Origin of the sequence: Chryseobacterium sp. MMO-72 (genome assembly GCF_037146035.1) — a bacterium.
Classification (GTDB): domain Bacteria; phylum Bacteroidota; class Bacteroidia; order Flavobacteriales; family Weeksellaceae; genus Chryseobacterium; species Chryseobacterium indicum.
In genome coordinates, this window is sequence record NZ_JBBCWG010000013.1 from 68,103 (window position 1) to 93,510 (window position 25,408).

The 25,408-nt window shown below is 35.7% G+C and carries 23 protein-coding genes and 2 tRNA genes; 16 read left to right on the forward strand and 9 right to left on the reverse strand.

The window, feature by feature from the left end:
- Positions 1-53: 53 nt before the first annotated feature.
- Complete coding sequence (locus WFH39_RS16540) at positions 54-1,346, forward strand: glycosyl transferase family 1 (RefSeq protein WP_336690682.1); 1,293 nt, start codon at positions 54-56, stop codon at positions 1,344-1,346.
- Positions 1,347-1,628: 282 nt separating this feature from the next.
- On the opposite strand, the gene WFH39_RS16545 is transcribed toward WFH39_RS16540, so the two are convergent.
- Entirely contained in the window at positions 1,629-2,267 is a 639-nt protein-coding gene (locus WFH39_RS16545) for a hypothetical protein (protein WP_336690683.1), read from the reverse strand.
- A gap of 175 nt (positions 2,268-2,442) precedes the next feature.
- On the opposite strand from WFH39_RS16545, the gene WFH39_RS16550 reads away from it, so the two are divergent.
- Entirely contained in the window at positions 2,443-3,405 is a 963-nt protein-coding gene (locus WFH39_RS16550) for a YpdA family putative bacillithiol disulfide reductase (RefSeq protein ID WP_336690684.1), read from the forward strand.
- 194 nt (positions 3,406-3,599) lie between these two features.
- On the opposite strand, the gene WFH39_RS16555 is transcribed toward WFH39_RS16550, so the two are convergent.
- The 3 genes from WFH39_RS16555 to WFH39_RS16565 form a co-directional block, all read right to left on the reverse strand.
- Positions 3,600-5,753 carry a TonB-dependent receptor gene (locus WFH39_RS16555; protein ID WP_336690685.1) on the reverse strand — a complete coding sequence of 718 codons (2,154 nt, stop codon included), beginning with the start codon at positions 5,751-5,753 and terminating at the stop codon, positions 3,600-3,602.
- A gap of 252 nt (positions 5,754-6,005) precedes the next feature.
- Complete coding sequence (locus WFH39_RS16560) at positions 6,006-7,238, reverse strand: MFS transporter (RefSeq protein ID WP_442891748.1); 1,233 nt, start codon at positions 7,236-7,238, stop codon at positions 6,006-6,008.
- Between the two features lie 154 nt (positions 7,239-7,392).
- On the reverse strand, positions 7,393-9,066 hold the full coding sequence (locus tag WFH39_RS16565) for a glutamine--tRNA ligase/YqeY domain fusion protein (RefSeq protein ID WP_336690687.1): 1,674 nt from the start codon (positions 9,064-9,066) through the stop codon (positions 7,393-7,395).
- Between the two features lie 663 nt (positions 9,067-9,729).
- Between WFH39_RS16565 and WFH39_RS16570 the strand changes: the two genes are divergently transcribed.
- Positions 9,730-9,879 (forward strand): bacteriocin-like protein, encoded by a 150-nt coding sequence (locus WFH39_RS16570; RefSeq protein WP_214589038.1) that lies wholly within the window; start codon positions 9,730-9,732, stop codon positions 9,877-9,879.
- On the opposite strand, the gene WFH39_RS16575 is transcribed toward WFH39_RS16570, so the two are convergent.
- Both WFH39_RS16575 and fbp read right to left on the reverse strand, forming a co-directional pair.
- Positions 9,876-10,880, reverse strand: coding sequence for an o-succinylbenzoate synthase (locus tag WFH39_RS16575; RefSeq protein ID WP_336690688.1), 1,005 nt, complete (start codon positions 10,878-10,880; stop codon positions 9,876-9,878). The genes WFH39_RS16570 and WFH39_RS16575 overlap by 4 nt on opposite strands.
- Positions 10,880-11,896: a class 1 fructose-bisphosphatase gene (gene fbp, locus WFH39_RS16580; protein ID WP_076392274.1), complete on the reverse strand. Its 1,017-nt coding sequence runs from the start codon at positions 11,894-11,896 to the stop codon at positions 10,880-10,882. Before fbp ends, WFH39_RS16575 begins: the two co-directional genes overlap by 1 nt.
- A gap of 313 nt (positions 11,897-12,209) precedes the next feature.
- Between fbp and WFH39_RS16585 the strand changes: the two genes are divergently transcribed.
- From WFH39_RS16585 to WFH39_RS16635, 11 genes are all read left to right on the forward strand, one after another.
- On the forward strand, positions 12,210-13,448 hold the full coding sequence (locus WFH39_RS16585; RefSeq protein WP_336690689.1) for an aspartate kinase: 1,239 nt from the start codon (positions 12,210-12,212) through the stop codon (positions 13,446-13,448).
- A 24-nt stretch (positions 13,449-13,472) separates the two neighbouring features.
- Positions 13,473-15,314 (forward strand): lysophospholipid acyltransferase family protein, encoded by a 1,842-nt coding sequence (locus WFH39_RS16590; RefSeq protein ID WP_336690690.1) that lies wholly within the window; start codon positions 13,473-13,475, stop codon positions 15,312-15,314.
- A gap of 98 nt (positions 15,315-15,412) precedes the next feature.
- Positions 15,413-15,485, forward strand: a tRNA-Phe gene (locus WFH39_RS16595).
- A 115-nt stretch (positions 15,486-15,600) separates the two neighbouring features.
- Positions 15,601-15,673 (forward strand) — tRNA-Phe (locus tag WFH39_RS16600).
- Between the two features lie 155 nt (positions 15,674-15,828).
- Positions 15,829-16,872, forward strand: coding sequence for a sensor histidine kinase (locus WFH39_RS16605; RefSeq protein ID WP_336690691.1), 1,044 nt, complete (start codon positions 15,829-15,831; stop codon positions 16,870-16,872).
- Between the two features lies 1 nt (position 16,873).
- Entirely contained in the window at positions 16,874-17,569 is a 696-nt protein-coding gene (locus tag WFH39_RS16610) for a LytR/AlgR family response regulator transcription factor (protein WP_336690692.1), read from the forward strand.
- Positions 17,570-17,742: 173 nt separating this feature from the next.
- A complete protein-coding gene (locus tag WFH39_RS16615) occupies positions 17,743-17,901 on the forward strand; it encodes a hypothetical protein (RefSeq protein WP_336690693.1) in 159 nt (52 codons plus the stop codon).
- Between the two features lie 62 nt (positions 17,902-17,963).
- Positions 17,964-18,155: a hypothetical protein gene (locus tag WFH39_RS16620; RefSeq protein ID WP_336690694.1), complete on the forward strand. Its 192-nt coding sequence runs from the start codon at positions 17,964-17,966 to the stop codon at positions 18,153-18,155.
- Positions 18,156-18,374: 219 nt separating this feature from the next.
- Positions 18,375-19,550: a thioredoxin family protein gene (locus WFH39_RS16625; RefSeq protein ID WP_336690695.1), complete on the forward strand. Its 1,176-nt coding sequence runs from the start codon at positions 18,375-18,377 to the stop codon at positions 19,548-19,550.
- Position 19,551: 1 nt separating this feature from the next.
- Positions 19,552-20,190: a DUF3575 domain-containing protein gene (locus WFH39_RS16630; RefSeq protein WP_336690696.1), complete on the forward strand. Its 639-nt coding sequence runs from the start codon at positions 19,552-19,554 to the stop codon at positions 20,188-20,190.
- A 4-nt stretch (positions 20,191-20,194) separates the two neighbouring features.
- Positions 20,195-20,401 carry a hypothetical protein gene (locus WFH39_RS16635; protein ID WP_214589027.1) on the forward strand — a complete coding sequence of 69 codons (207 nt, stop codon included), beginning with the start codon at positions 20,195-20,197 and terminating at the stop codon, positions 20,399-20,401.
- A gap of 79 nt (positions 20,402-20,480) precedes the next feature.
- On the opposite strand, the gene WFH39_RS16640 is transcribed toward WFH39_RS16635, so the two are convergent.
- Positions 20,481-21,692: an exo-beta-N-acetylmuramidase NamZ family protein gene (locus tag WFH39_RS16640; protein WP_336690697.1), complete on the reverse strand. Its 1,212-nt coding sequence runs from the start codon at positions 21,690-21,692 to the stop codon at positions 20,481-20,483.
- 4 nt (positions 21,693-21,696) lie between these two features.
- On the opposite strand from WFH39_RS16640, the gene WFH39_RS16645 reads away from it, so the two are divergent.
- Positions 21,697-22,926 carry an ABC transporter permease gene (locus tag WFH39_RS16645; RefSeq protein ID WP_336690698.1) on the forward strand — a complete coding sequence of 410 codons (1,230 nt, stop codon included), beginning with the start codon at positions 21,697-21,699 and terminating at the stop codon, positions 22,924-22,926.
- A 483-nt stretch (positions 22,927-23,409) separates the two neighbouring features.
- Positions 23,410-24,393, forward strand: coding sequence for a PLP-dependent cysteine synthase family protein (locus tag WFH39_RS16650; RefSeq protein WP_076392256.1), 984 nt, complete (start codon positions 23,410-23,412; stop codon positions 24,391-24,393).
- A gap of 57 nt (positions 24,394-24,450) precedes the next feature.
- On the opposite strand, the gene WFH39_RS16655 is transcribed toward WFH39_RS16650, so the two are convergent.
- Both WFH39_RS16655 and WFH39_RS16660 read right to left on the reverse strand, forming a co-directional pair.
- A complete protein-coding gene (locus WFH39_RS16655; protein WP_336690699.1) occupies positions 24,451-24,978 on the reverse strand; it encodes a hypothetical protein in 528 nt (175 codons plus the stop codon).
- Between the two features lie 127 nt (positions 24,979-25,105).
- Complete coding sequence (locus tag WFH39_RS16660) at positions 25,106-25,408, reverse strand: chaperone modulator CbpM (RefSeq protein ID WP_336690700.1); 303 nt, start codon at positions 25,406-25,408, stop codon at positions 25,106-25,108.

Sequence of the window (25,408 nt, forward strand, 5' to 3'; positions counted from 1 at the left end):
AGATTCTTCATTCCGTTTCACTTCATTCAGAATGACAACAGAATTCATTATTAATGGAACCAAAAAAAATACTCATCATCACCTATTACTGGCCTCCGGCGGGAGGTCCCGGTGTGCAGAGATGGCTGAAATTTGCAAAATATTTACCTGAATTCGGATGGAAACCTGTAATCTATACACCGGAAAACCCGAGTTATCCTTTGCTGGATGAAAGTTTGATGAAAGATGTTCCGAAAGATCTGGAAATTGTAAAAACAAAAATCTGGGAACCTTACCAACTGGCTGAAAAGCTGAACAAAAGCAACAAAAAATTTAAAGCGGGACAGTTTGATGTCGGTAAAAATCAAAGCTGGAAATCTAAGCTTTCGATTTGGGTAAGAGGCAATTTTTTCATTCCCGATGCGAGAGTTTTCTGGGTAAAACCTTCCGTAAAATTTCTGGAACAATATTTAAAAGAGAATCAGATTGAGGTTGTGGTAACTTCGGGACCACCCCATTCTTTACATTTAATTGGTTTAAATTTAAAAAAGAAACTTCCCAACCTGAAATGGATTGCCGATTTCCGTGATCCGTGGACAGAAATCTCTTATTACAAACACCTAAAACTGACCAAAAGTTCCGATCAAAAGCACCGTCAACTGGAAAGCGAAGTGTTCAGAAATGCAGACATTACCTTAGCAACAAGCTACACCGATGCTGAAAATTTCCGTAAAAACGGAGCCAATGCACTTTGCATTACGAATGGTTTTGACGAGTCAGACTCAAACACTCAAACACTTAAATCCTCCAACACTCAAGCAAAATTCACATTAAGTTACATCGGAGTTCTGGAACAGTTGAGAAACCCTGAAAATCTCTGGAAAGTTCTTAATGATCTGGTTACAGAAAATGCTGAATTTGCTGAAAAATTTACCTTGAAGTTTGCAGGAAGAGTTGATGATAAAATTCTGAATTCATTAGAAGATTCAAACCTGAAAAATCACATTCTGAATTTAGGATATCTTTCTCACGATAAAGCGATTGAAGAAATGCAGACTTCGGAAATCCTGCTCATCACCAACTTTCCGAACGATTCTTCCAAAGGAATTATCCCCGGAAAAATATTTGAATATCTGGCAACAGGAAAGCAAATCATTTCTTTTGGACCCAAAGATGCAGATGTTTCTAAAATTCTAAATGAAACAAAGGCTGGAAAACATTTCAGTTATGATGATTCCGGGAAAATTAAAGAATTTATTTTAGAAAAATTTGAACTTTGGAAAGACGAAAATCTCTCGGAAAACACACAAAATATTGAACAGTTTTCAAGAAAAAATTTAACTAAAAAATTAGCGGAAATTTTATAATCACGAAAATTTTACATATTAACGCTACTGTATAGACATCATATTATGTTAGTATTAGAGATGTCACCCTGAGCTTGTCGAAGGGTCTCTACCGGAATAAGTTATTAACAATTCAGTTGCTTATAAAACAGCTATTTATGAGATTCTTCCTTCGTCAGAATGACATAGGATCGTTGAACTTCTTTCTAAATGAAAATTACATTCAACAATTATACATTGTTTAAATATTGCACTGAGTATTTGCAACATCGAACTAGATCTGTCGAATTTTTTTAATTTATTCTAAATCGTCCACTGATCGTTAACAACACCAATCAGATAATATTTTCCCTGAAATTCTTCAAAAATCAGACGAAGGCATTCCCAGTCCATTTCGGAGTTGGCTTCTGAGCCTTTGATGAAATTTTCCGTAAAATCTGCATTTGGATAAATTTCCTTTACATTATTCAGAGAATTGCCTTTTCCCTGAAACTCATTTAAAGAAACCTGCGCTGTCGCAAAATCTTTGGAGTACACCCAGTCTGATAAATAATCATGGATAGTCGCTCTGTACAGATCTCCGGAACCATCCATTGTTCCCCAAGTGAAAAGTGTTTTGATAGGTTGATATCTGATAAAATCTGCTTTTGAAAATTTCTTGTCTTCTTTTGGATTCACGAAAGCGTACATCGAAAAACGGACTCCTTTTTCAGGGTGAATAAATTCCGCAAACTTCTTAAAGTTTTTATCCTTTAAAGCCTGTATAATGTCCTCATTGATCTTTTTTAAAGCCTGATCTTTGGTAATTTTCGTTCTACTACTGATTGAACTATCCGTAATGGTTTTGCCTTTAGCATTAACCTCATCATTAACGAATTTTTCAGGGTTCTTCTTACACGCAACCACAGATAAAACCAGCAAGGAAATGATTATTTTTTTCATGTTTTTAATGTCTGATTATCATTTACCAAAATAAATGCCATGCTTTTAGAATCGTTTTGAAAGTTTACTGTTGAAGGAATTTCATATTTTTCGAATAGATGGTCATTATGAAAAGAATAGTTTTTTGCTTTTACTGAAAAAGCCTTTGTTGATGGGTTTTCCTTACATTTGTTGTATGGAAATTTTAGATATTCTTATCATCGGAGGCGGACCAATCGGACTGAACTGTGCACTGGAAGCACAGAAAAATAATCTTTCTTATCTGATTGTCGAAAAAGGAACCATCGTTAATTCTCTGTACAATTATCCTTTGTATATGCGGTTTTTCTCGACTTCCGAAAAACTGGAAATCGATGGAATTCCGTTTATTTCAACAGCGCCAAAACCGGGAAGACAGGAAGCATTGGAATATTATCAGGGAATTACGAGACAGCGGAATATCAACATCAATTTATATGAAAAGGTAGAAAAAGTTTCCAAAGAGAATAACATTTTCACTATTGAAACTTCGAAAGAAAAATATTTAGCGAAAAACGTTATTATTTCAACAGGATTCTATGATATTCCGAATCTGATGAATATTCCCGGAGAAGATTTATCCAAAGTAAGACATTATTATACAGAACCTTATCCTTACGCAAAACAGAAAATTGTTGTGGTCGGTTCGAGCAACTCGGCAGTCGATGCCGCTTTGGAAACCTACAGAAAAGGTGCGGAAGTCACCATGATTATCCGACATTCCGAAATTTCAAAAAGTGTAAAATATTGGGTGAAACCGGACATTGAAAACAGAATTGCGGAAGGAAGTATTGCTGCTCATTTCAATGCCGAATTGATGGAAATTAAACAAGACTCCGTTGTTTTTAAAGATGAAAAAGGTGAATTGCAGGAAATTGAAAATGATTTTGTTCTTGCAATGACCGGCTATCTTCCTGATTTTGATTTTTTAAAAAATTCCGGAATCGAATTGCAGGGCGATTGTCTGAACCCGCTTTATCATCCTGAAACCATGGAAACCAATGTTCCGAATATGTATTTGGCGGGTGTGGTTTGCGGAGGAAAAGATACACATCTCTGGTTTATTGAAAATTCGAGAATTCATGCGGAAATGATTGTGAAAAACATTCTTTCGAAATAATGTCATTGCGAGGAACAACGTGACGAAGCAATTTTTATCTATTTTATTGTTTAGTTTTAATTAAGCATCTGTTTAGTTTTAGACAAGCTCAGTATAAACTTTTCACTCAGTAAAGAATCCAAAGTTTTTTTAATGATTACAAATTGCGGACAATAACGTGAGATTGCTTCGTCGCTTCGCTTCTCGCAATGACATTAAAAATCAACCTTCATTCCCAATACAAAATTTCTTTTGGCAGCCGGATTGTAATAACGGTTTCCGAAAGCATTAATGTCGAAACCTAAAACATACTCTTCGTTATATAAATTTTGAATCTGAAGATATACATTGACTCTCGTTTTTTCAAAATCTATAGGAAATCTGAATTGAATATTTCCGATTAAATTTGATTCAGACCAAACAGAATTGGCATCATTCAAAGGAATTTTTGAGGTGTAAAAATGGGAATAATCTACCGAAAGTTTTCTGAAAAACGTAAAATTCAGCAAGCTGTTGATTGTTGTTTTGGGAACTCCGGTGGTTTCATTTCCTGAAAAATCATTTCCGTTCTGCTGATAATTTTTAAATATAAAATCGTAAAAACTTCCCGAAAATCTGAATTTAAAATGGCTTAAAAAGTTGTTTTTCAGATTGAAATTCTTCGATTCCATTAAAATTTCAACCCCTTTTTGAACGGTTTTTCCGGAATTGACGAAGTATTCCTGTCCGGTTTCGTTTTGCCTTCTCACAATTGCATCTTTCATCCGGAAATCAAAATAATTTCCTTCCACAAAAACGGAGCTGCCAAATTGTTTTCGAATCCCAATTTCCTTATTCCAGCCGAATTCGGGTTTTAAATTTGTATTAAACTGCTGATTTGAAGAGCGGATTTCTTCATTCGTCGGTGCAGAATTCCCCTTCCCTATTTTTCCGCGTACCGAAAAGCCTTTTCCCAAAAGATAGGTAAACCCGAAATTGGGCAACCATTGGTTTTTAAAATGAACTATTCCTTCTTCATTTCGGGGATATATCCGATTCCAGTCGTAAGAATTTGAATTTAAACTGATGGAAAGATCGGTGAATAATTTTTCGCTGACATTCAGTTTCTGAGAAAGAAAGAAAAACCCCGAAGTATTTTTAATCTGATCAAAATTCTGCGGATTTCCTTCTGTTCCTCTGTTATTATCGTAATTTCTGACCAAAATATCATTGATTCCGCCTTCAAATCCCAATCGGTAAGATAATGAAATCGTCTTCCAGTTTCTTTCATAATTGAGGTGTGTTCTTAGTGCAAAATTCTTTTCAAAACGGTTTTCATAATTGGTGATAAACGGATTTTCAAAATCTACGTAAGAACCCTGAATTAAAATAAAATGGGAGAATTCCGGACTGAACTGATAATCATTTGAAACTCCTGCCAAAATCATTTTATTGCGGATTCCGGCTTCCTGTTCTTTTGCACCCGAAACTGTTTTGGTTGCAGGTCTTGCCTGTTTTCGGTTGATCTGCATCTGTTCTAACGTGAGTCCTCCCGGAGTCTGATAATCGAGATCAGCGTACAAAATCATGGCTTTGAGCAATCCATTTTCTGAATATTGAAAATGGTCTTTTACAAAAATCTGCTTTCGCTCAACCTTCGACTGTTGCCGGTAAGAATCGGTCTGATAATAGTTCTGAAAAACCTGAAAAAAGTGTTTCCCAATGTGTTTGGAAAGATCAAAACTCTGGTTAAAAGTTCCATAACTTCCAATTGCCAGATTTGCGGAAATCTGGTCTGATTTTTTGGTCTGAAGCAAAACAGTTCCGCCTGTTACAGCGCCGTAATCTCCGCTTTCAGGGCCTTTATATATTTCCATCCGGTTGATGAGTTCAGGAGAAACAACATTAAAATAGGTGTTTCCCGAAGCATCGGACAGGATGAAATCGTCGAGATAAACTTTCACATTCCGAACGCCAAAAGGGGATCGCAAAGTGCTTCCGCGAAGGGAAATCCTGTAACTTCCGGGAGAACGCTCTTCCATTCTGGCTCCTGCAATCTGATTGATGGATTCGAGCATTCTTTCGGGTGTATTCTGGTTAAGCAGATTTTCTGAAACTACAGCAACCGATTTTGTGGACGAAATAAAAGTTGTGTGTTTCTTGTAGGCATCGATCCTGACTTCTGAAATCAGTGCTGCAGAATCTCTTTCTTGAGAAAACAGCAGGGAAACGGAACAAAATGAAAATAGAAAGCAGAGTTTTGTCATCGAATGAAGGGAAGCAAAAACTATACTTTTCTGATCGGAAAATATAAATTCGCAGAAGATTTGTTTAAAATAATGTGAGTTGGGCTTCAGACGAAATTGATGATGCGTTTTGGCTAAAGCCAAATTTGTTTCTTACTCCGTTACAATAAAAAGTCCGTCAACATTTTCTGTGACGGACTGAATTTCTTAGGGTGTGTCTTCCTTCGCGTGAGGGATGCGGCGGGCGGCGGCGAAGGCGCCGGTGCGAGTGAGGAACGAACGAGTACGGAAGCGAAGCGGACCCCAAAGCAGCCCGACCCGAATTCTATGGGAAGCCTCATAGGTTTTAAAAACCTATGAGGCTTAGCTCCGGAATGAGGGACACGCCCAAAATATTTAAGATTCTGCGTGTTTTCTGTCGCCAATCATCCAGGGAACAATGTAATAAAATGCAATGGCAATGATTGTGGCTAAAACTCCTGTCCCGATCCATAATATGGTAAATCCGAATCTTTCGGCGATGAACGTTCCCAAAGTAGGTGTTACAATAAAGGCGATGGAGAATGAAATTCCGTTCAAGCCCATGTAAGCTCCTTTGTTGTTTTTTCCGGAGCGTAATGCTGTGATGGTTGACATAAATGGCAAAGCCCAAATTTCTCCTACGCAGAGAAGGCTCATGGATATCACTAAAGTCAGGATACTGTAATCAAAACCAAGCATGGCATAAGCAAATCCGCAGATGAAGGTTCCCAAAAGCATGGTTACGGCAAGGCTGAAATATTTTTCAGCAACCTGTACCAATCCCATTTCGAGTAAAACGACTAAAAAGCCGCTGTATCCCAAAATATATCCTATACTTTGCTGACTTAAATGCGCCGTGTCTTTGTAAAAAATAGTCAGCGTACTGAACAACTGGAAGAAGCAGATTGAAAAAAGCATACAGAAGAAACAGTAAACCAGAAATTTACCATCGCGGTAAGGGGAATTTTCTTTTTTAATTTCTATGGCTTCCTGTACTTTTCGGGCTTTTAATTTTGCCAGAATGTTTCGTTTTCTGAAAAAGACGATGTATAAAATTCCCGCCACCAAAGCTGTAAAAGCATTGCTTAAAAATAAAAATTCGTAGGAAATTGCCGATAAAATACCGCCCAAAGCGGGACCAATGGAAAATCCTAAATTGACTGCCATCCGGTTTAAGGAAAATGCTCTGGTGATATTTTCGGGTTTCGCATATTTTGTAATGGCAACCGAATTTGCAGGACGGAAGGAATCGCTTACAATGCTTTGCAGCAAAATAATGGTCGCCACTCCTATTTCTGTCTTAAATAGAGGAATCATACAAAATAAAGGCACACTGAGCAATAAACTGAGATACTGAACTCTGTACTCCCCGATTCTGTCTGTAATAAATCCGCCCAGCCAAGAACCGATTACCGAACCGATTCCGAAAAAGCTGAGTACAATTCCTGTATTTTCGATACTGAATTTTAAATGATCGGTCATGTAAACTCCCAGAAAAGGAAGCACCATGGAGCCTGCCCGATTGATGAGCATGACCAAAGCAAGCATCCAGCTTTCTTTGGAAAGCCCTTTGAATGAGTTGGTATATAGATATATAAGTTTCACAATTTTTAATTTTAATTATTTTTTAAACACGAATGACGCAAATGCTTTTCACGGATAGCCCTATTTTTTTGGTTATCGTTTTTGTTTCGTTAGGGTTAAAAACAAAAAACAGGGCTTAAAAATTAAGCCCTGTTTTATTTATATGTATAATAAATTTTTACTCCGGCTTATAAGAGTCTTTTAACGTCACAGTTCTGTTGAATACAAAGTTTGTATCCGTAGAATCCTGATCTTTCGTGAAATAGCCAATTCTCTGGAATTGAAGAGGTTCTCCAACTGCCACATCTTTTAAGCTTGGTTCAGCAAATCCCTGAATGGTAGTTACAGAATCCGGATTGATAAAGTTTAGGAAATCTACATCTTTCTCTGCATCTGGCTGTTCCACAGTGAATAATTTGTCGTAATTTCTTACTTCCACAGGAATTGCGTGTTTCGCAGATACCCAATGAATGGTTCCTTTTACTTTTCTTAAGCTTTCTTCTGTTCCGCTTCCTGACTTGGATTTTTCGTCGTAGGTTGCGTAAATGGTCGTAATGTTTCCGTTTTCGTCTTTTTCTACTCTTTCACCTTTAATGATGTAAGCAGATTTCAGACGAACTTCTCCGCCTAACTTTAGTCTGAAGAATTTGTTGTTAGCTTCTTCTTTAAAGTCTTCACGCTCAATATATAATTCTCTGGAGAACGGAATTTCTCTTGTTCCTGCATTCTCCTGCTCAGGATTGTTTTCTGTTTCCAGCCATTCTTCTTTTCCTTCCGGATAGTTTTCAATGACTAATTTGACAGGATCCACAACCGTCATTACACGTTTTGCGACTTTATTCAGGTCTTCACGAACGCAGAATTCCAGTAACTGAAGCTCAATAAGATTTTCTCTTTTGGCAACTCCTACTTTTTCAATAAAATTTCTGATGGAAGCAGGAGTAAATCCTTTTCTTCTCATTCCGGAAATGGTAGGCATTCTCGGATCATCCCAACCGTTCACTACATTTTCGGCAATCAGCCTCTGTAGTTTTCTTTTGGAAGTAATCATGTAAGAAACGTTCATTCTCGCAAATTCTCTCTGCTTGTTTTTCACTTTTCCTTCTTCGTACACCTGATCTAAGTACCAGTTGTACAAAGGTCTGTGGTTTTCAAACTCTAAAGAACACAATGAGTGAGAAATTTGTTCAATATAATCAGATTCACCATGCGCCCAGTCGTACATTGGGTAAATTTTCCAGTCCGTTCCTGTTCTGTGGTGAGGTTTGTTCAGAATTCTGTACATCACAGGATCACGCATGTTCATATTCGGTGAAGTCATGTCGATTTTTGCACGAAGAGACATAGAACCGCTTTCGAATTCACCGTTCTTCATTCTTTCAAATAAATCTAAAGATTCTTCTACAGGACGGTTTCTGAATGGAGATTCCACACCCGGTTCTGCCGGATTTTTTCTCTGCTCGGTAATCACTTCAGACGGCTGCTCATCTACGTAAGCTTTTCCTTCTTTTATCAACTGAACTGCCCAATCGTAAAGCTGCTGGAAGTAATCGGAGGCGTACAAAACTTTATCCCATTTGAAACCTAACCATTCAACGTCTTTCATAATAGAATCTACGAATTCCTGTTCTTCTTTTTCAGGGTTCGTATCGTCGAAACGAAGGTTCACGGGAGCATTGTATTTTTCACCCAAACCGAAGTTGATGCAGATGGCTTTGGTGTGACCTACATGCAGATAACCGTTTGGTTCAGGCGGAAAACGGAAACGGAGCTGATCTTTTCCCAGACCGTTTGCCAAATCATCTTCGATAATTTGCTCAATAAAATTGAGTGATTTTTTTTCTTCTTCCATTAAAATTCGCTTTTAAATGCCGTAGAATACGACAATTTGCAAATTTATAAAATTTTCAGGGTTTATGGAAATAATAATGTAAAAGTATAATTCTGAACGTTTATTTCCTGAAGAGCATTTTTTGTTAAAAGATTCAAATTTTTAAATGAACATAACGTTAATACTTTCTATGAATTGGGAGATTGAAAGAACTTTATACCTGCGAAATTTAAAATATTGGAAAAAAAATTTACAAACACCTCTTACACAACAGTTTATATATTATTGAAAAAAAATGTTAAAAAAGTAAAAATTATGCATTGAATTCTGGCATAAAGATTGTAAATTTATTACCACAAAAATATTAACATTTTATATTATGGAAAAAGTTAAAAGTAAGTTTTCTTTAATTTTAGAATACATTAAGAAAGCGATTTTTGTAAAAGATGTCATTTAATCGCCAATCACTAAACCATAAACACCAAAACTATACGACTGAAAATTACTACATAAAAACTTCAAAATCATTTTCTTGACAAACAAAGTTCATCTGAGCTTTGAAAACTTTTAATATATTTTCCGAGGTATATTAATTCACTTTAATGTGTGTTAATATATGTTAAAGTGTTGCACATCACAAAAAAGAATTTCATATTTACATAACAAACCAAAAAAAATGTTTCTATGAAAAATCTAAAAAAACTTAAAAAAAGTGAATTAAAAACAATTAAAGGAGGTATAGTTCCTATCGGCTGCCTTAGTTGGAATCCTAAATTAAGATGCTGCAGAACATGGGATGAAGAACATTACAACAATCCTGTTTGTGAAATCTAATTTTTAAACCACAGTAATTCTCCTTTCAGATCGAGATTCGATTCGAAATTATTAACAAATAAAGCTCCGGTTCCCAATCCTTGCGGCATCGGACTTTTTTTTGTAAAAGTATACTGAGCAATTGCGTTAAGCCCAATATTACTTTCCAGTGCTGATGTAATCCACCATCCTATATTCATACTTTCCGCAAGAGAAATCCATTCGTCAGATCCGGAAAAACCTCCTACTAAAGCAGGTTTTAAAATGATATACTGAGGTTTTATGGTTTCGAGTAATTTTCTTTTCTCACTAAAATCTGTAATCCCGATCAGTTCTTCATCCAAAGCAATCGGCGTAGGCGTTTCAAGACATAATTCTGCCATATCATTCCGGTTTCCTGCTTTTATCGGCTGTTCGATGGAGTGAATATGCAGATCGGCTAATTGCCGTAAAACAATTTTTGCTTCTTCTTTCTTAAAGCCTCCGTTTGCATCTACCCGAAGTTCAAGCCTGTCTTTTGAGAACTTTTGTCTCAGTTTCTGAAGAATTTCATGTTCGGATTTCCAGTTGACTCCTATTTTGAGTTTAATGCAGTGAAAACCTTTTTCCAGTTTATCCTGAATCTGCTCTTCCATATAATTGATATCGCCCATCCAGATCAGACCATTGATAACAATCGGAGTTTTTCCTTCTGTAAATTCACTTGGAAAATATAGATTCTTACCGTTTTTCAAATTCAGAACAGCCTGTTCATAACCAAACCAAATGGACGGAAATTCTTTTAATTCTTCTTTTAAAAACTCGGAATCCTGCTGAATATTTTCACAAAGCCATTTTAATTTATCTCCATAATCCGGTCTGTCGTCAAAACTCAGACCTCTGAAGATTGCACACTCTCCTATTCCTTCTTTTCCGTTTTTTGAAATTTTGAGAATAAAGGTTTCTTTTTCAAGCAAAACGCCGCGAGATGTTCCACTCGGGCGTTTGAATTCTAATAAATATCTTGAATATTCTGCTTTCATTATTTTACACTGTCAATTCGCATAAATTCTTCCGCTTTCTCCACCATATCAATACTTCCGCAGAAAAACGGGATTCTCTGATGCAGCTCTGTCGGTTCAATTTCAAGGATTCTTCTGAAACCGTCTGTTGCTTTTCCTCCTGCCTGTTCTGCAAGGAAAGCCATAGGATTGCATTCGTACAATAATCTCAGTTTTCCGTTCGGAGCCTGTGAATAAGACGGATAAATATAAATTCCGCCCTTCAACATATTTCTGTGAAAATCTGCAACCAAAGAACCAATATATCTTGAAGTATACGGTCTGTCACCTTCTTCCATCTGGCAATATTTAAGGTAATTTTTTACGCCCTGAGGAAATTTGATATAGTTTCCTTCGTTGATGGAGTAAATCTTTCCTGTTTTTGGGAAAGTCATATTCGGATGAGACAGATAATACGTTCCCAAAGAAGGATCCAGTGTAAATCCGTTCACACCGTTTCCTGTTGTATACACAATCATTGTGGAAGATCCGTAGATTACATAACCCGCTGCGATCTGGTTAACTCCTTTCTGTAAAAAGTCTTCCAACTGGACCGGAGTTCCGGGCTCTGTAACTCTTCTGTAGATTGAGAAAATGGTTCCTACCGAAACATTGACATCAATATTTGAAGAACCGTCAAGAGGATCAATCAGCACCACATATTTGCTTAAATGTCCGTTTTCGCCACATTTGATATCGATGAAATCGTCGTTTTCTTCGGAAGCAATTCCACAGACAACCTCTCTCTGAGACAAAGCGGTAATAAAAATTTCATTGGCAATTACATCCAGTTTCTGCTGTTCTTCTCCCTGTACATTCTGATTTCCTGCAGCACCGGCGATGTCTACAATTCCTGCTTTATTTACTTCTCTGTTTACTACTTTTGAAGCCAGTCTTATCGCGCTGAGTAGGCGGGAAAACTCTCCCGTGGAGTACTGAAAATCATCCTGTCTATCAATAAGAAACTCTCCTAAAGTCTGTAATGGTTGCTCTGACATATTTTGCTTTTTACGTTTTCTCCAAATTTCGTAAAATTTATTACAATTTAAAAGAATAATTAATAAAAGACCTTATTACCTGTCTATCAAACAAATACAATCGCAAAAATCTGACTTGAAAAATATTTGTCTTAAAATACCAATCCCATTTTATTGAAGCAATCGGAATAATTTCTGTGAATTGATAATTTTAATAAAATCTTAAGCCCGTAGCGATATTGTGCTCTTTCATATCTCGTTGTAAATGCATAATTTTGTCACCCGTAAAATATTCCCACAAATTTTATCTAACAATTTTATTATTAACAATTTAATGAAAATTTTCAAGTTTGGTGGAGCATCGGTAAAGGATGCTGAAAGTGTAAAAAATGTAGCCATGGTTTTAAAAAGCCAGGGATTTGCCAAATGTCTGCTGGTAATTTCAGCAATGGGCAAAACGACGAATGAGTTGGAGAAAGTTGTAGAACTTTATTTCAAGAAGGAAAACTATCAAACTGAAATTGAAAAGATAAAACGAAAACACATTGAGATCGCGGAAGGATTATTTCCTGAAAATCATGGGGTGTTTGCGGAAATCAATTTATTTTTTGATGATATTGATTCTTTTTTAAGAAGAAACAAATCTCCGAACTACGATTTTGTTTATGATCAGGTGGTAAGCTGCGGGGAAATGATTTCTACAAAAATTGTGAGCGAATATTTGAACGAAATTCAGTTTACCAATCAGTGGCTTGATGCAAGAGATTATGTAAAGACAGACAATTCTTACAGAGAAGGTGTTGTAGACTGGGCAAAGACGGAAGAATTTATTTCTAATTTAAATAAAGAAATCTGCTACGTTACGCAGGGGTTCATCGGTTCGGATGGCAATAATTTTACGGTGACTTTGGGAAGAGAAGGATCTGATTATTCTGCTGCAATTTTTGCATATTGTTTAAATGCAGAAGCTATGACGATCTGGAAAGATGTTCCGGGAGTAATGACGGGAGACCCGAGAAAATTCAAAGATGTAACGTTACTTTCTCATATTTCTTACGAAGAGGCAATTGAAATGGCTTATTACGGCGCAAGTGTGATTCACCCGAAAACATTACAGCCGCTACAGCAGAAAAACATTCCTTTTTACGTAAAATCTTTTGTAGATCCTACGAAGGAAGGAACAAAAGTAGGTGCTTCGGAAAAGAACCAAAGCGAAGAATCTTATATTTTAAAGGAAAACCAGACTTTGCTGAAAATTTCCACAAGAGACTTTTCATTTATCGCAGAAGACCATATGAGTCTGATATTCGGGTATTTATCCAAGTATAAAATTAAAGTTTCCCTGATGCAGAACTCTGCAATTTCATTGGCTTTATGTCTTGAAGATAAATTTAATACCGTGGATGAATTAAATGAAGAACTTCAAAAAGTATTTAAAACAGAAGTTATAAAAAATGTATCTTTATTTACCGTAAGAAATGCGAAAATAGAGAACATAGATAAATTTTACCAGGAAAAAAGTGTATTATTGGAGCAGATTGCGAAAAATACGCTTCAAATGGTAACACAATAAAAACTAATTGCGACTAAACACAATATGAGTTTAATTTCGAAAAACGATCTGATTAAGGCTTCCGGCTTAAGTAAAATAGGATTTCTGAAGAATCCTGTAGCATCTGCTGTGATGAGCATTGCTAAAATCAACGAAGTAAATAAATTATACGACAAACTAAAAGATAAGGAAGGCAAAGACTTTTTCGACTCATTTGTGAGAGAGCGCAACTTAAGCTACATCGCTTTTGAAGAAGATCTGGCAAAAATTCCTAAGACGGGACCGTTCATTCTGGTTTCCAATCATCCGCTTGGTGCGATTGACGGGATTTTAATGTGTAAAGTATTGTCGGAAGTACGTCCGGATTTTAAGGTAATGGGAAATTTCCTTCTGGAAAAAATCAAACCGATGGAACCGTACGTAATTGCCGTAAATCCTTTTGAGGGCAGAAAAGAAGCTTACAGCAGCTCTTCCGGGATGCGGGAGACCTTAAAACATCTGCAAAACGGAGGCTGTGTAGGAATTTTCCCTGCAGGAGAGGTCTCTAATAAAAATAATCCTTACAGCGAAATTCTGGATAAGGAGTGGGAAAAACCGGCGTTAAAGCTTATAAGAATGGCAAAAGTGCCGGTTGTTCCTATGTATTTTCATGCAAAAAACAGCAGAATATTTTATCAGGTAGCAAAAATACACCCGAATCTGCAGACTTTAATGCTGCCCGCAGAAATGATGAATGACCGGGAAAAACCTATCAGGATAAGGATCGGAAAACCTATCTCTGTAAAAGCAATGGACGATATGGAAACCATTGAGGAACTGGGAGAATTTCTGAAACGTAAGGTGTATATGATGAAATCTTACTACGAGAAGCGAAAATCTTTGGCGCAGAGCATTAATCTTAAAAATCTTTCGGTAAAATTCCCTTTATTAAAAGAAGAAAATATTGTTCAGAATATCATCGACGAAACTCCGAAAGAAGATATTTTAAAAGACATCAATAAGCTGAAAGGAACTGATAAGATGTTTTTCAGCAACGGAAATTATGAAGTTTATTTTACCACTTACGAAGAAATTCCTTCAATAATGAGGGAAATCGGAAGACAGAGAGAGCTTACCTTCCGTGCAGTAGGAGAAGGAAGTAATCTTCCGTTCGACCTTGATGAATACGACAAACATTACCACCATCTTTTTCTTTGGGACAGTGCTGCAGAGAGACTTGTAGGAGCGTACAGAATGGCTCTGGGAAAAGAAGTAATGAAAAAATCAGGAATTAAAGGGTTTTATACAAGTTCTTTATTTGAATTTGAACAGGATATCCATCCTTTTTTCAAGAAAGTAATCGAAATGGGACGTGCGTATATCTGTCAGGAATATCAGCAGAAACCACTTCCGCTTTTCCTTTTATGGAGAGGAATTGTACATGTCTGCTTACGAAATCCTGATCATAAATTTTTGATGGGAGGTGTAAGTATTTCCAATAAATTTTCAGAATTTTCCAAATCTCTGATGATCGAGTTTATGCGTTCGAATTATTATGATTCCGCAGTTGCACAGTATATTACTCCAAGAAACGAATACAAAGTAAAACTTCGCGACAGGGATAAACATCTGTTTTTTGAGGAAATGGAATCTGATCTTAATAAGCTTGATAAGATCATTGATGATCTGGAACCGGAACTTAGATTGCCTGTTTTAATTAAGAAATACATTAAGCAAAATGCTAAAGTTATCGCCTTTAACGTAGATCCCAACTTTAATGATGCGATCGACGGACTGATGTACATACGAATAAGTGATCTTCCGGAAAGCACGATTAAGCCTGTATTAGAGGAAATGAGCGAACAGATAAGACGCGAACAGGAAAATAATTCAGTTGAAAATCAGTAGGTTTTTAAGTTTTGTTAAAAAAAGTCTTGTTAATACTTGCTTCATATACTAAAACTTACTACTTTTGCATCACTTTAAAACAACGAAGTAACAAGAATGGTTTCTTAGCTCAGTTGGTAGAGCAATGGATTGAAAATCCATGTGTCCCTGGTTCGATTCCTGGAGAAACCACTTAAAAAACCACCTGTAAAAAGGTGGTTTTATTTTCAAAGTTTTAAATAAAATTTGCCAAGATTAATAATTATTATTACTTTTGACCACTTCAAAAAAGAAGCAAAAATTAAATGGTTTCTTAGCTCAGTTGGTAGAGCAATGGATTGAAAATCCATGTGTCCCTGGTTCGATTCCTGGAGAAACCACTTAAAGTCATCTCATCTGGGATGACTTTTTTTGTTTTCAATTAAAAAATTCTTTTTTGTTTGTAGATTTAAATAAGCATTTCGTAGATTTTATTATTATTTTTAAAAGAAAAACTTGAATTTTATCTGTTTTTATTTTAAAATAATTTAGAATCTTGAAACTGACTCAGAAAAACAAATATCATATCTTCTTTTGGCTTGCCTATTATCTCTTTGAGATTAATGCATCATTTGTGTATATACATGAAAGCTTTAAACAATTTTCATGGCAAAAAACACTCTATCTGTCTGTAATCTCAGAATTCACTTTTCTTTTTGCAGAAATTCCGGCAGCATATTTAGTTTTGACAATGATAGACGGTAAAATAAAAATTCTCAGAAATAAAGCACTACGGATTTTTGCTGTAATTATAATTGTAACATTTTCAGTAGTTTTTTTCAGAATAATATCCCATGATCTCATATTTCCTTACTATTATTCTGTTCCGGAAGACACCACAAGATTTTCATTAGGCGGAATTTTTGTTGCAGCCATGAATATCGTTTTTGCCATCGCCATCATGCTGGGCTTTGAAAAATTTGTTCAGCAAAGTGAAACACAAAAAAGATTAATCGAAATTTCGAAAGAAAAAACAGATGCAGAACTAAAATTGCTTAAGACCCAAATAAATCCCCATTTTCTTTTCAATACACTTAATAATATTTACGGACTTTCGCTTAAAAAATCAGATGAAGCACCCCAAATTATTTTGAAACTGGCAAAAATAATGCGGTACAATATCTTTGATTCCGCCCAAAGCAAAGTATATCTCAATCAGGAAATAGAGAATATTCAGGATTTTATTGATATACAGAAAATAAGACACAAACTGATTAAGGTAGAATTCAATGACTCAATCGACGATCAATTGCAGGAAATCTCTCCGTTAATTCTTCTGCAATTTGTTGAAAATGCCTTCAAACATGGTGCTTCGGAAAGCAGATTCAACTCTTTTATCACCATTAATCTTGAACTTAAAAATAAAGTTCTGGTTTATAGTATTGAAAATTCCAAAGAAGAAAATCCGGAAAAAGAAAGCACTAAGATTGGTTTAAAAAATATTAAAAGACAGCTGGATTTGTTATATCCCAAACATAGTCTGGAAATTAATGAAAGCAACAACCTCTATTCGGTCACTTTGAAAATATTATTCGATTAAAATGATTCCTGAAATAAAATACAATTGTCTGATTATAGAAGATGAACCTATTGCCATGGAAATCATGGAGCATTTCATTTCTCAAAATAAAGACTTCCACATTGTTGGAAAATGTTCGGATGCAATTTATGCCAACAGTCTTCTTAAAATACATCAGATAGATTTGATATTTCTGGATTTACATCTTCCTGCAATAAAAGGTTTTGAATTTTTAAAAAGACTCAAAAATCGTCCTCACGTTATTGTAACAACCGCCTTTCACGAATATGCACTGGAAGGATATGAGCTGAATATTGTAGATTATCTTTTAAAACCAATCTCTTACACCAGATTTCAGGATTCAATAGAAAAATTTAAGCATCTGATGAATGCAGAAAAAGCCATTCTCGAAATAGAAGACCGGGATTTTATTTTCGTCAATATTGCAAAACGAAAAATAAAAATTATTCTTCAGGATATTTTTTATATTGAAAGCATCAGAGAATACATTAAAATACATACAAAACAGGAAGTTTACACGGTAAAAATGCCCATCAGTAAATTTGAGAAAGATCTTGACGAAAATAATTTCATTAGAATTCATAAATCTTATATTGTTTCCAGATCCAAAATTGAAGTAATGTCTGCCAGCGAAATTACAGTTAATGGAAAAAAGCTGCCGATCGGAAGAACTTACAGACCATTCATTAGCAATTAATTTTTCCCTTTTATCACGTTTACAGATTCATTATTTACTCTTTTATCATGCCAAATAGTAATTGATATACGGTAAGCTGTTTTTTGTAGAAATAAAACACGCAGCAGCCGGAATAACTGTAATATTGATACAGAAAAACAATTAAATCTCTTAACTAAAATCTTAAAATTACTATGAAAAAGACAATTAAGAATCTGCGGCCTCTGAAGGCGAAAGAACTGAAAAAAATCCATGGCGGAGCTATAAAAGGCTATGACAAATGCTGTTATAAAGGAGAAATTCCACCATATGATTCTTTTTCAGGATGTGAAGCCTATTACATCTGTGACTAAAAGTAAAACAGCTTAATTAACCAAAATTTCTAAACAATAACAATCTTAAAAATTAATTTATTATGAAAAATTCAATTTTAAAACTAAAAAACGCAAAAAAATTATCCAGAAATGAGCAAATTTCAATATTAGGAGGAAGTTCTTCCTGTTATATAAGAACCTGTGAAATTACCAAAGAGCAATGTGACGATTTACAAGGGTTCTACAATAATAAAGGTTGCTGCGGCTATGTTCCTTTAAGTCAGAATTGCTAAAACCAAAAGCAAACATGAGTAAAAGATTTTATCCTATCAACAAAACTAATATACTGAGTAAACAAGATAAATTTTCATAAGATAAAATTAATCAGCTTTAAATTTAAAACGAGAGATTGTCGAAACATGGCAATCTCTTTTTTTATAATATAATTAGCATACTATTTTATCGATATACAGCCAAAATATACTATATTCGCCAACAAATTCTAATTGGAAATGAAGAAGATTATCTCCGGTTTATTGTTATTTTCTGCTGTTACGGCATTTGCTCAGGAAGCCATTAAATTTGAAGAACTGCCTTTTAAAGACCTTATTGCAAAGGCAAAAAAAGAAAAAAAGATTGTCTTTCTGGATGCCTATGCTTCATGGTGCGGTCCGTGCAAAATGATGGAAAGAAATGTTTTTACGCAGAAATCGGTGGGAGATTATTTCAATGCAAATTTTGTAAATGCAAGATTTGATATGGAAAAAGGTGAAGGAAGAGATATTGCTGTAAAATACGGAGTACGCTCCTATCCTACTTATCTTTTTCTGAATGGCGACGGAGAGCTTGTTTCCCAGAATTTCGGATATATGGAAGGAAGCATGTTTCTGACGATGGCGCAGGATGTAAATTCTCCCAACAATAAAAAAGGTTCACTGAAGGAACGTTTTGCAAAAGGTGAAAAAGATCCAGAGTTCCTCATTAATATTATGAAACTGAACTCCTCTTCTGACTTTAATTTTGCAAAACAGGCATCTGAAAGGTATTTTGAAAATAAAAAACCTACTGAAGAGTTTACAAAAGATGACGTTGGACTGCTGCTGTATTTCTTAAAATCTACTGAAGACAAAAATTACAAAGTTTTCGCAGACAGAAAAGCGGAAATCATAAAGTTTTTACCTGAAGAAACGTATAAAGAATTTGACAATCAGATCAAGCTTGGCAAAATTGTAGAACAGTCTATTGATCAGCAGAATAAAAAAATCAATGAAGATTACTTCATGAAAAATGCGGAACCTCTTGTAGGAAAGCATGATGCGGAAGTGAAACTCAACCAGATGAAACTTGGCTATTATGAGCAAAATTCGAATTTTCCGGAATACGAGAAAGCAGCTTTAGCCTATTACAGAAATTCAGAAGCGTTTGAACCTAATGAATTATTAAAAGCAGCGTGGGTATTTGCTGAACATATAAAAACTCAGTCATCCCTGAAAAAAGCGGCGGAGTGGGCTGAGAAATCCGTAATGAGAGGCGAAAGTTCTGAAAATACTTATATTCTTGCAAAGCTTTATTTTCTAACCGGAAATAAAGAAATGGCAAAAACATACGCAGAAATGTCTAAAAATATGGCTGCTCAGGCTCAGAAAGATTCCACTTTAGCTGATGAGTTATTAAAACAAATAAAATAGAATGCTTAAAATAAGATTGATTGCAGGGATTTTGACCTTGTTTTTTTTAGGAACACTCCATGCACAGGAACAGGAACCACAACAGACTTCTGAAAAAAGTGTATATCTGAAAGGAAATGCTTTACTAATACCCGTAGGAGTTATCAACCTGGGATTAGAACATCAGTTAAATAAAAAATTCACAGTACAGGGCGATGTTTTAATTTCTCCGTGGAAATCTTTTGCCGGGCATGAATTGCAGTATTACTCCGTTTCGCTGGAAGGAAGATATTACTTTGATGAAGCTTTTAAACACTGGTATATCGGAGGAAATATTGCAGGTTCCCGCTTTATAGCACAAAAATGGAATTACTGGAGTGACAGTACTTTTGTTGATGAAAAAAATGGAAATGTCTATCAATATTCAGATGTTTACCAGAAAGGATATTCAATAATACTGGGAATTACAGGAGGCTATCAGTTTAAACTTGCTGAAAACTGGAACATGGATATTTATGCAGGAATCGGAACTTCTCAGGACTTTTACAAAGGCTATGTCCGTTCAACCGGCGCACGTTACGATGTAGCGGAAGGCTTTAACAAAAGCGGGGAAATTCTTCCTTACAGAGGCGGCGTCATGATTTCTTATAAACTAAAATAAAACAATGAAACTATTCGGTAAAAATCATATTATTATCTGCATCATCACTTTCGGGATTCTTTTTCTGATGAACTATCTTGGAAACGATCAGGCAGATAAGCTGGAAAGAGCTTTAATGATCGGTGCAGCAGGCGTTATCGGTCTCTCGATCGGTCTTGTCATCATGAACAAAGGAAAAAATGACAAAACTCCGCCGCAGGATTTTGATTAAAAAATTTCAATTGTCAATTGTCAATAGTGAATTCATTTTATTTGTGAATCTAAATTGACAATTGACGATTCACATTTCATCAGTTTTCGTAAACAACGTATTTCTTTCTGATTTTCTCAAACTTTTCCAAATCCGACTTCCACGATGTTTTGATCTCCGAAGCTGATTTCCCGGCAACAATCTGTTTTCTCAATTCATCAGTTCCGGCTAAAGTATCAAACCACAAATTACTTCCTGTGGTTGGTTTCAGGAAAAAGTCCAAATCAGGATTATTATAGTTTTTGTACGCTTTTATTACCCATTCCAGATTCAGTTCTCTTAAATCTTTTCTATAATCTGAAAGGTTTTCGCCGTAGCACAATTTTCCGTTTAAGAAAGGATCTTTTGCTCCTGCACTTGGTTTCGGAGTAAACTGGTAAGGAAGATTTTTCGTCCATGGAGATCCGTAAATCTGGAACGGTAAATCTGTTCCTCTTCCCACGGAAACCTGCGTTCCTTCAAAAAAGCATAAACTCGGGTATAAATTGATGGCTTTATCGTTGGGTAAATTTGGAGACGGCTTATCTGAAATCTGGTATCGCAGCTTTTTATGATAGTTTTTCATCGGAATCAAGGTGTATTTTGCCTGAACTCCGTTTTTCAGCCACTTTTCTCCATTTACCATTTTCCCGTACTCTCCTATTGTTAATCCGTATACAACAGGAACTTCGTGCATTCCCACAAAACTTGTCCATTTTTTCTTTAAAACAGGACCGTCTGTATAACCGTCATGCGGATTGGGTCTATCCAGAACAATCACTTCAATATTATTTTCAGCGGCTGCTTCCATAAGATAGGTCAGTGTTGAAATGTAAGTATAAAATCTCACTCCAACATCCTGAATATCAAACACCAGAACATCCATCTCTTTCAGTTGTTCCGGAGTAGGTTTTTTGTTTTTACCATATAATGATACGATGGGAATTCCGGTTTTCACGTCTACTCCGTTCTTTACCTTTTCTCCTGCATCTGCATCACCTCTGAAACCATGTTCAGGCGCGAAGATCGATCGGATTCTGATCCCGTTTTTTACTAAAAAATCCACAACGTGCGTTTTATCGCTCATCAGTCCGGTCTGATTGGTTACCACTCCTACAATTTTTCCTTTCAGCAAAGGCAGATACAGCTCCGGCTGATCTGCTCCCGTTCTAAAATCTTTTTTATCTTGAGTCTGAGAATAATATTGATTGAATACTCCTAAAAAAATTAGGCAAATAAGAAGTAAATTTTTAATTTTGAAATCTAAATTCATAAGTTTGAAATTTCCTTTATATTTCTCGAAAAAAATAGCGTTTTCCAAAGATAACAAAAATAACCTTTCGAGGGTTATCATCTTCATCGGCAGACTTTCTGTGGCATTGGGAATTATAGTTTCCCTCATTACGGTTTCCACAGGATTCGGTTCGAAGAAAGCCATTAAGGAAAGACTTGCAGATTTCAGCGGACACCTTACGGTAAGATCAACGAGATCAAACTCTTCCTACAACACTTCTGTTCTTGATAATCAGGGACTGAATATCCAGAAAATAAAAGAGCTTCCGGATGTGGAAAGTGTGCAGAAATATGCTACGGTTACCGGAATCATGCGAAATGAGCACAATTTTGCCGGAATTATCTTCAAGGGAGTAGGAAAAGATTTCGACAGTCTTAGATTTAAAAAATTTCTGGTAGCCGGAACTTCTCCGAAAGTAACGGAAGTAGGCTATTATAACGGTGTTGCCATTTCCCAGAAAATTGCCAATGATCTTCATCTAAAAGTGAAAGACAGCATTGTAACAGTGTTTTCAAAAGCAGATCAAAAGCCTATCTACAGAAAATTTGAAGTGGTAGGAATCTATAAAACGGATATTAAAATGATCGATGATCAGTTTGTTCTGGGAGGAATTAATCATGTAAGAAAAATTCAGGATATGAAGCCTGATGAAATGGGCGGACTGGATATTTTCTTTAAAAATGTAAATGATATTGACCGTGATTTTCCTGAGATTGAAAAACTGATCGGTTATAAAAATTATGCCGAGAAAGCTACTGAAAAATATCCTCAGATTACGGACTGGATCAGTATTTTTGATACGAATATTGCTCTGATTATAATCATCATGTTAATCGTTGTGGTTATTAATATCATTATGGTTCTTCTGATTCTGATTATTGAAAGAACCAATTCTATCGGTCTTTTGAAAACTTTAGGAGCAAGCAATTCACAGATCAGGGCTACTTTTATCAATTATACTTTAATTATTATGATTCCGGGATTGCTGTATGGAAATGCGATTGGTCTCGGACTGCTTTTTATTCAGAAAGTTTTTGGAGTGATTACCTTAAATCCGGAAAATTATTACGTAAGTACAGTTCCGGTAGATCTTAATCCGATTGCCATTATTTCAATTTCTGCCGGAATTCTGATTATTTCAGGGTTGGCTTTAATAATTCCGAGTTATCTGATCAGTAAGATTTCTCCGGTGAAGGCGATTAAGTATAATTAATAAATTGAATGGTGAATTTTACTGCGCAAGTGAATGGTGAATTTTTTTAACACTGAATTTTTGTAAAGCCATTACATTGACTCTTTGACGATTCACAATTGGCTTATTATCATACTTTTCAGACCACCCCGTCAAAAATTTCTCTGAAATTTTCGCCACCCCTCCAAAGGAGTGGAATTTTCTTTGCGTGTAATTCCTGTTTGAAATCCTGAATTCCTAGCCCCGATAGAAACGACATCCTTTTTTGTTGCGGCTGGAGTGAAGCGGAAGCCGTAACAAAAAAGATACAGTGGATAGCGGGAAACAGCTCCTTATTGAGTTGGAGAGTATGAGAGTGGAGTATAGGAAAGTTTGAAAATGAGAGAGTTTGCGGGTAAGAGAGTGTATGTTTTGGGGTTGAAATTGGGAAAACAGTATTAATTATTCATTTTTAATTATTAATTATCTGAAAGCCGTATCTTTGCAACGCTTTAAAAGACATTTATGAAATACGCAAACAACATCCTCGAAACCATCGGAAATACGCCTCTTGTAAAACTTAATAAAGTTTTGGGTGAAGATTTTCCGGCACTGGTTTTGGCAAAGGTGGAAACTTTCAATCCGGGGAACTCTGTGAAGGACAGAATGGCTCTGAAAATGATTGAAGATGCTGAAAAAGATGGAAGATTAAAACCCGGAGGAACGATTATCGAAGGAACATCCGGAAATACAGGAATGGGACTGGCTCTTGCCGCGATCATCAAAGGGTACAAATGTATTTTTGTAACTAACTCTAAACAGTCTAAAGAAAAATGTGATATTCTTCGTGCCGTAGGAGCAGAAGTTATCGTTTGTCCGACAGATGTAAAACCTACCGATCCGCGTTCTTACTATTCTGTTTCCAAAAGACTGGCTAAAGAAACGGAAAACGGATGGTATGTAAACCAATACGACAATTTATCCAACAGAGCTGCTCATTACGAATCTACCGCGCCTGAAATCTGGGAACAGACAGAAGGAAAACTAACGCATTTCGTTGTAGGAGCAGGAACAGGAGGTACGATTACAGGCTGCGGAACATTCTTTAAGGAGAAAAATTCTGACATTAAAGTAATCGGAGTAGATACCTACGGATCGATCTTAAAAGAGATCCACGAAACGGGGGAAATCAATTTAGGAAATGCTTATACCTACATTACAGAGGGAATTGGCGAAGATATTCTTCCTGAAAACTACGATATGTCTGTAATTGATCATTTCGAAAAAGTAACGGATAAGGACGGAGCGGTGTATGCAAGAAAACTGGCTAAAGAAGAAGGTATTTTCTGCGGATATTCTGCGGGAAGCGCGATTTCTGCTTTGGTACAGATGAAAGATCAGTTTACGAAAGATGATGTGATTGTGGTTCTTCTTCACGATCATGGTTCAAGATACGTCGGAAAAATTTACAACGACGACTGGATGAAGGAAATGGGCTGGCTGGATTAATCAGCTTTTCATGATAAAATAAAACTCAGAGCAAAGCACTCTGAGTTTTTTGTTGTTTTATTCTGAAATATTTTTCTTTAAAACCTGCTTCAGAAAGCTGTATTCTTTTTCGCTCATTGATTTTCTGGGAAACATATAGCTGTATTTTCCTTCAACGGTAATGAATTCATTATTGCTGTCAAAATAAGTAAAATCTTTCCACTCGCTGGTTTCTTTTTCGCCATCGATATTTACGGTAAAGAAATTTTCATCAAACCGGATTTCGTAGATTTTACAGTTTTCAAGCTTATTTAAGTAATTATTTACCTGCTTTTTCCATCTCGAAACTTTATTAATGCTTACAGAAAGAAAAACCGCACACAGCAAAAACAAAAAACTTACAAAATATAAAATTCCCGCTTTTTCTTTGGTAAAATCATTTTTGAAAATAAAAACAATCAGTAAAATTACGGCAACTACAATCGTTGTAATCGTTTTTCCTCTGGTAGTCGATGAAAAAAACAAACTTCCCTGATTTCCGCTGAAATATATTTCTTCGAAGTCTTTCCTTTTAGGTTTTAAAACAATAACTTTTTCTTCAGTCATAAACAGTAATTTCTGATGCAAAGCTAAATGAAAAATTTAATTAAATGATGATCTCTTCATTGATCTCTTGTTTTTTCATAACTCCAATCATCAATTATCAATCATGATGCCTCAGCTATCAACTAAATTACCCATCCTCATATTTATCTCCAACCGCCGAAAGTTTATTCATCAGTTCACGGTTCCTCTGTCTGAGATCTTCCATTTTTTTCAGCATTTCATGGATCACTTCCAAACCCGGAAGATTGATTTCCAGATCATAATGCCAGTTTGTAAATCTTTCAAACATGGGCAAATCTTCATACATCAGATAACGGATTTCATTTTCTGTGTGAATAGTAAGCAATCTTGAGTTCACCAATTCATCAAAAAAAGTAATTTCTACGTTATATATTTTTACGAGTTCTTCCCGCGATATTCTTTCACTCAT

What these genes read in the sequence shown, in the direction of transcription:
- fbp (WP_076392274.1), bottom strand. Translation starts at nt 11,896, where the DNA reads ATGTCAGAGCAACCATTACAGACTTTAGGAGAGTTTCTTATTGATAGA.
- WFH39_RS16610 (WP_336690692.1), top strand. Translation starts at nt 16,874, where the DNA reads ATGATTCCTGAAATAAAATACAATTGTCTGATTATAGAAGATGAACCT.
- WFH39_RS16585 (WP_336690689.1), top strand. Translation starts at nt 12,210, where the DNA reads ATGAAAATTTTCAAGTTTGGTGGAGCATCGGTAAAGGATGCTGAAAGT.
- WFH39_RS16575 (WP_336690688.1), bottom strand. Translation starts at nt 10,880, where the DNA reads ATGAAAGCAGAATATTCAAGATATTTATTAGAATTCAAACGCCCGAGT.
- WFH39_RS16570 (WP_214589038.1), top strand. Translation starts at nt 9,730, where the DNA reads ATGAAAAATCTAAAAAAACTTAAAAAAAGTGAATTAAAAACAATTAAA.
- WFH39_RS16620 (WP_336690694.1), top strand. Translation starts at nt 17,964, where the DNA reads ATGAAAAATTCAATTTTAAAACTAAAAAACGCAAAAAAATTATCCAGA.
- WFH39_RS16640 (WP_336690697.1), bottom strand. Translation starts at nt 21,692, where the DNA reads ATGAATTTAGATTTCAAAATTAAAAATTTACTTCTTATTTGCCTAATT.
- WFH39_RS16630 (WP_336690696.1), top strand. Translation starts at nt 19,552, where the DNA reads ATGCTTAAAATAAGATTGATTGCAGGGATTTTGACCTTGTTTTTTTTA.
- WFH39_RS16540 (WP_336690682.1), top strand. Translation starts at nt 54, where the DNA reads ATGGAACCAAAAAAAATACTCATCATCACCTATTACTGGCCTCCGGCG.
- WFH39_RS16625 (WP_336690695.1), top strand. Translation starts at nt 18,375, where the DNA reads ATGAAGAAGATTATCTCCGGTTTATTGTTATTTTCTGCTGTTACGGCA.
- WFH39_RS16635 (WP_214589027.1), top strand. Translation starts at nt 20,195, where the DNA reads ATGAAACTATTCGGTAAAAATCATATTATTATCTGCATCATCACTTTC.
- WFH39_RS16565 (WP_336690687.1), bottom strand. Translation starts at nt 9,066, where the DNA reads ATGGAAGAAGAAAAAAAATCACTCAATTTTATTGAGCAAATTATCGAA.
- WFH39_RS16615 (WP_336690693.1), top strand. Translation starts at nt 17,743, where the DNA reads ATGAAAAAGACAATTAAGAATCTGCGGCCTCTGAAGGCGAAAGAACTG.
- WFH39_RS16550 (WP_336690684.1), top strand. Translation starts at nt 2,443, where the DNA reads ATGGAAATTTTAGATATTCTTATCATCGGAGGCGGACCAATCGGACTG.
- WFH39_RS16650 (WP_076392256.1), top strand. Translation starts at nt 23,410, where the DNA reads ATGAAATACGCAAACAACATCCTCGAAACCATCGGAAATACGCCTCTT.
- WFH39_RS16655 (WP_336690699.1), bottom strand. Translation starts at nt 24,978, where the DNA reads ATGACTGAAGAAAAAGTTATTGTTTTAAAACCTAAAAGGAAAGACTTC.
- WFH39_RS16545 (WP_336690683.1), bottom strand. Translation starts at nt 2,267, where the DNA reads ATGAAAAAAATAATCATTTCCTTGCTGGTTTTATCTGTGGTTGCGTGT.
- WFH39_RS16590 (WP_336690690.1), top strand. Translation starts at nt 13,473, where the DNA reads ATGAGTTTAATTTCGAAAAACGATCTGATTAAGGCTTCCGGCTTAAGT.
- WFH39_RS16660 (WP_336690700.1), bottom strand. Translation starts at nt 25,408, where the DNA reads ATGAGTGAAAGAATATCGCGGGAAGAACTCGTAAAAATATATAACGTA.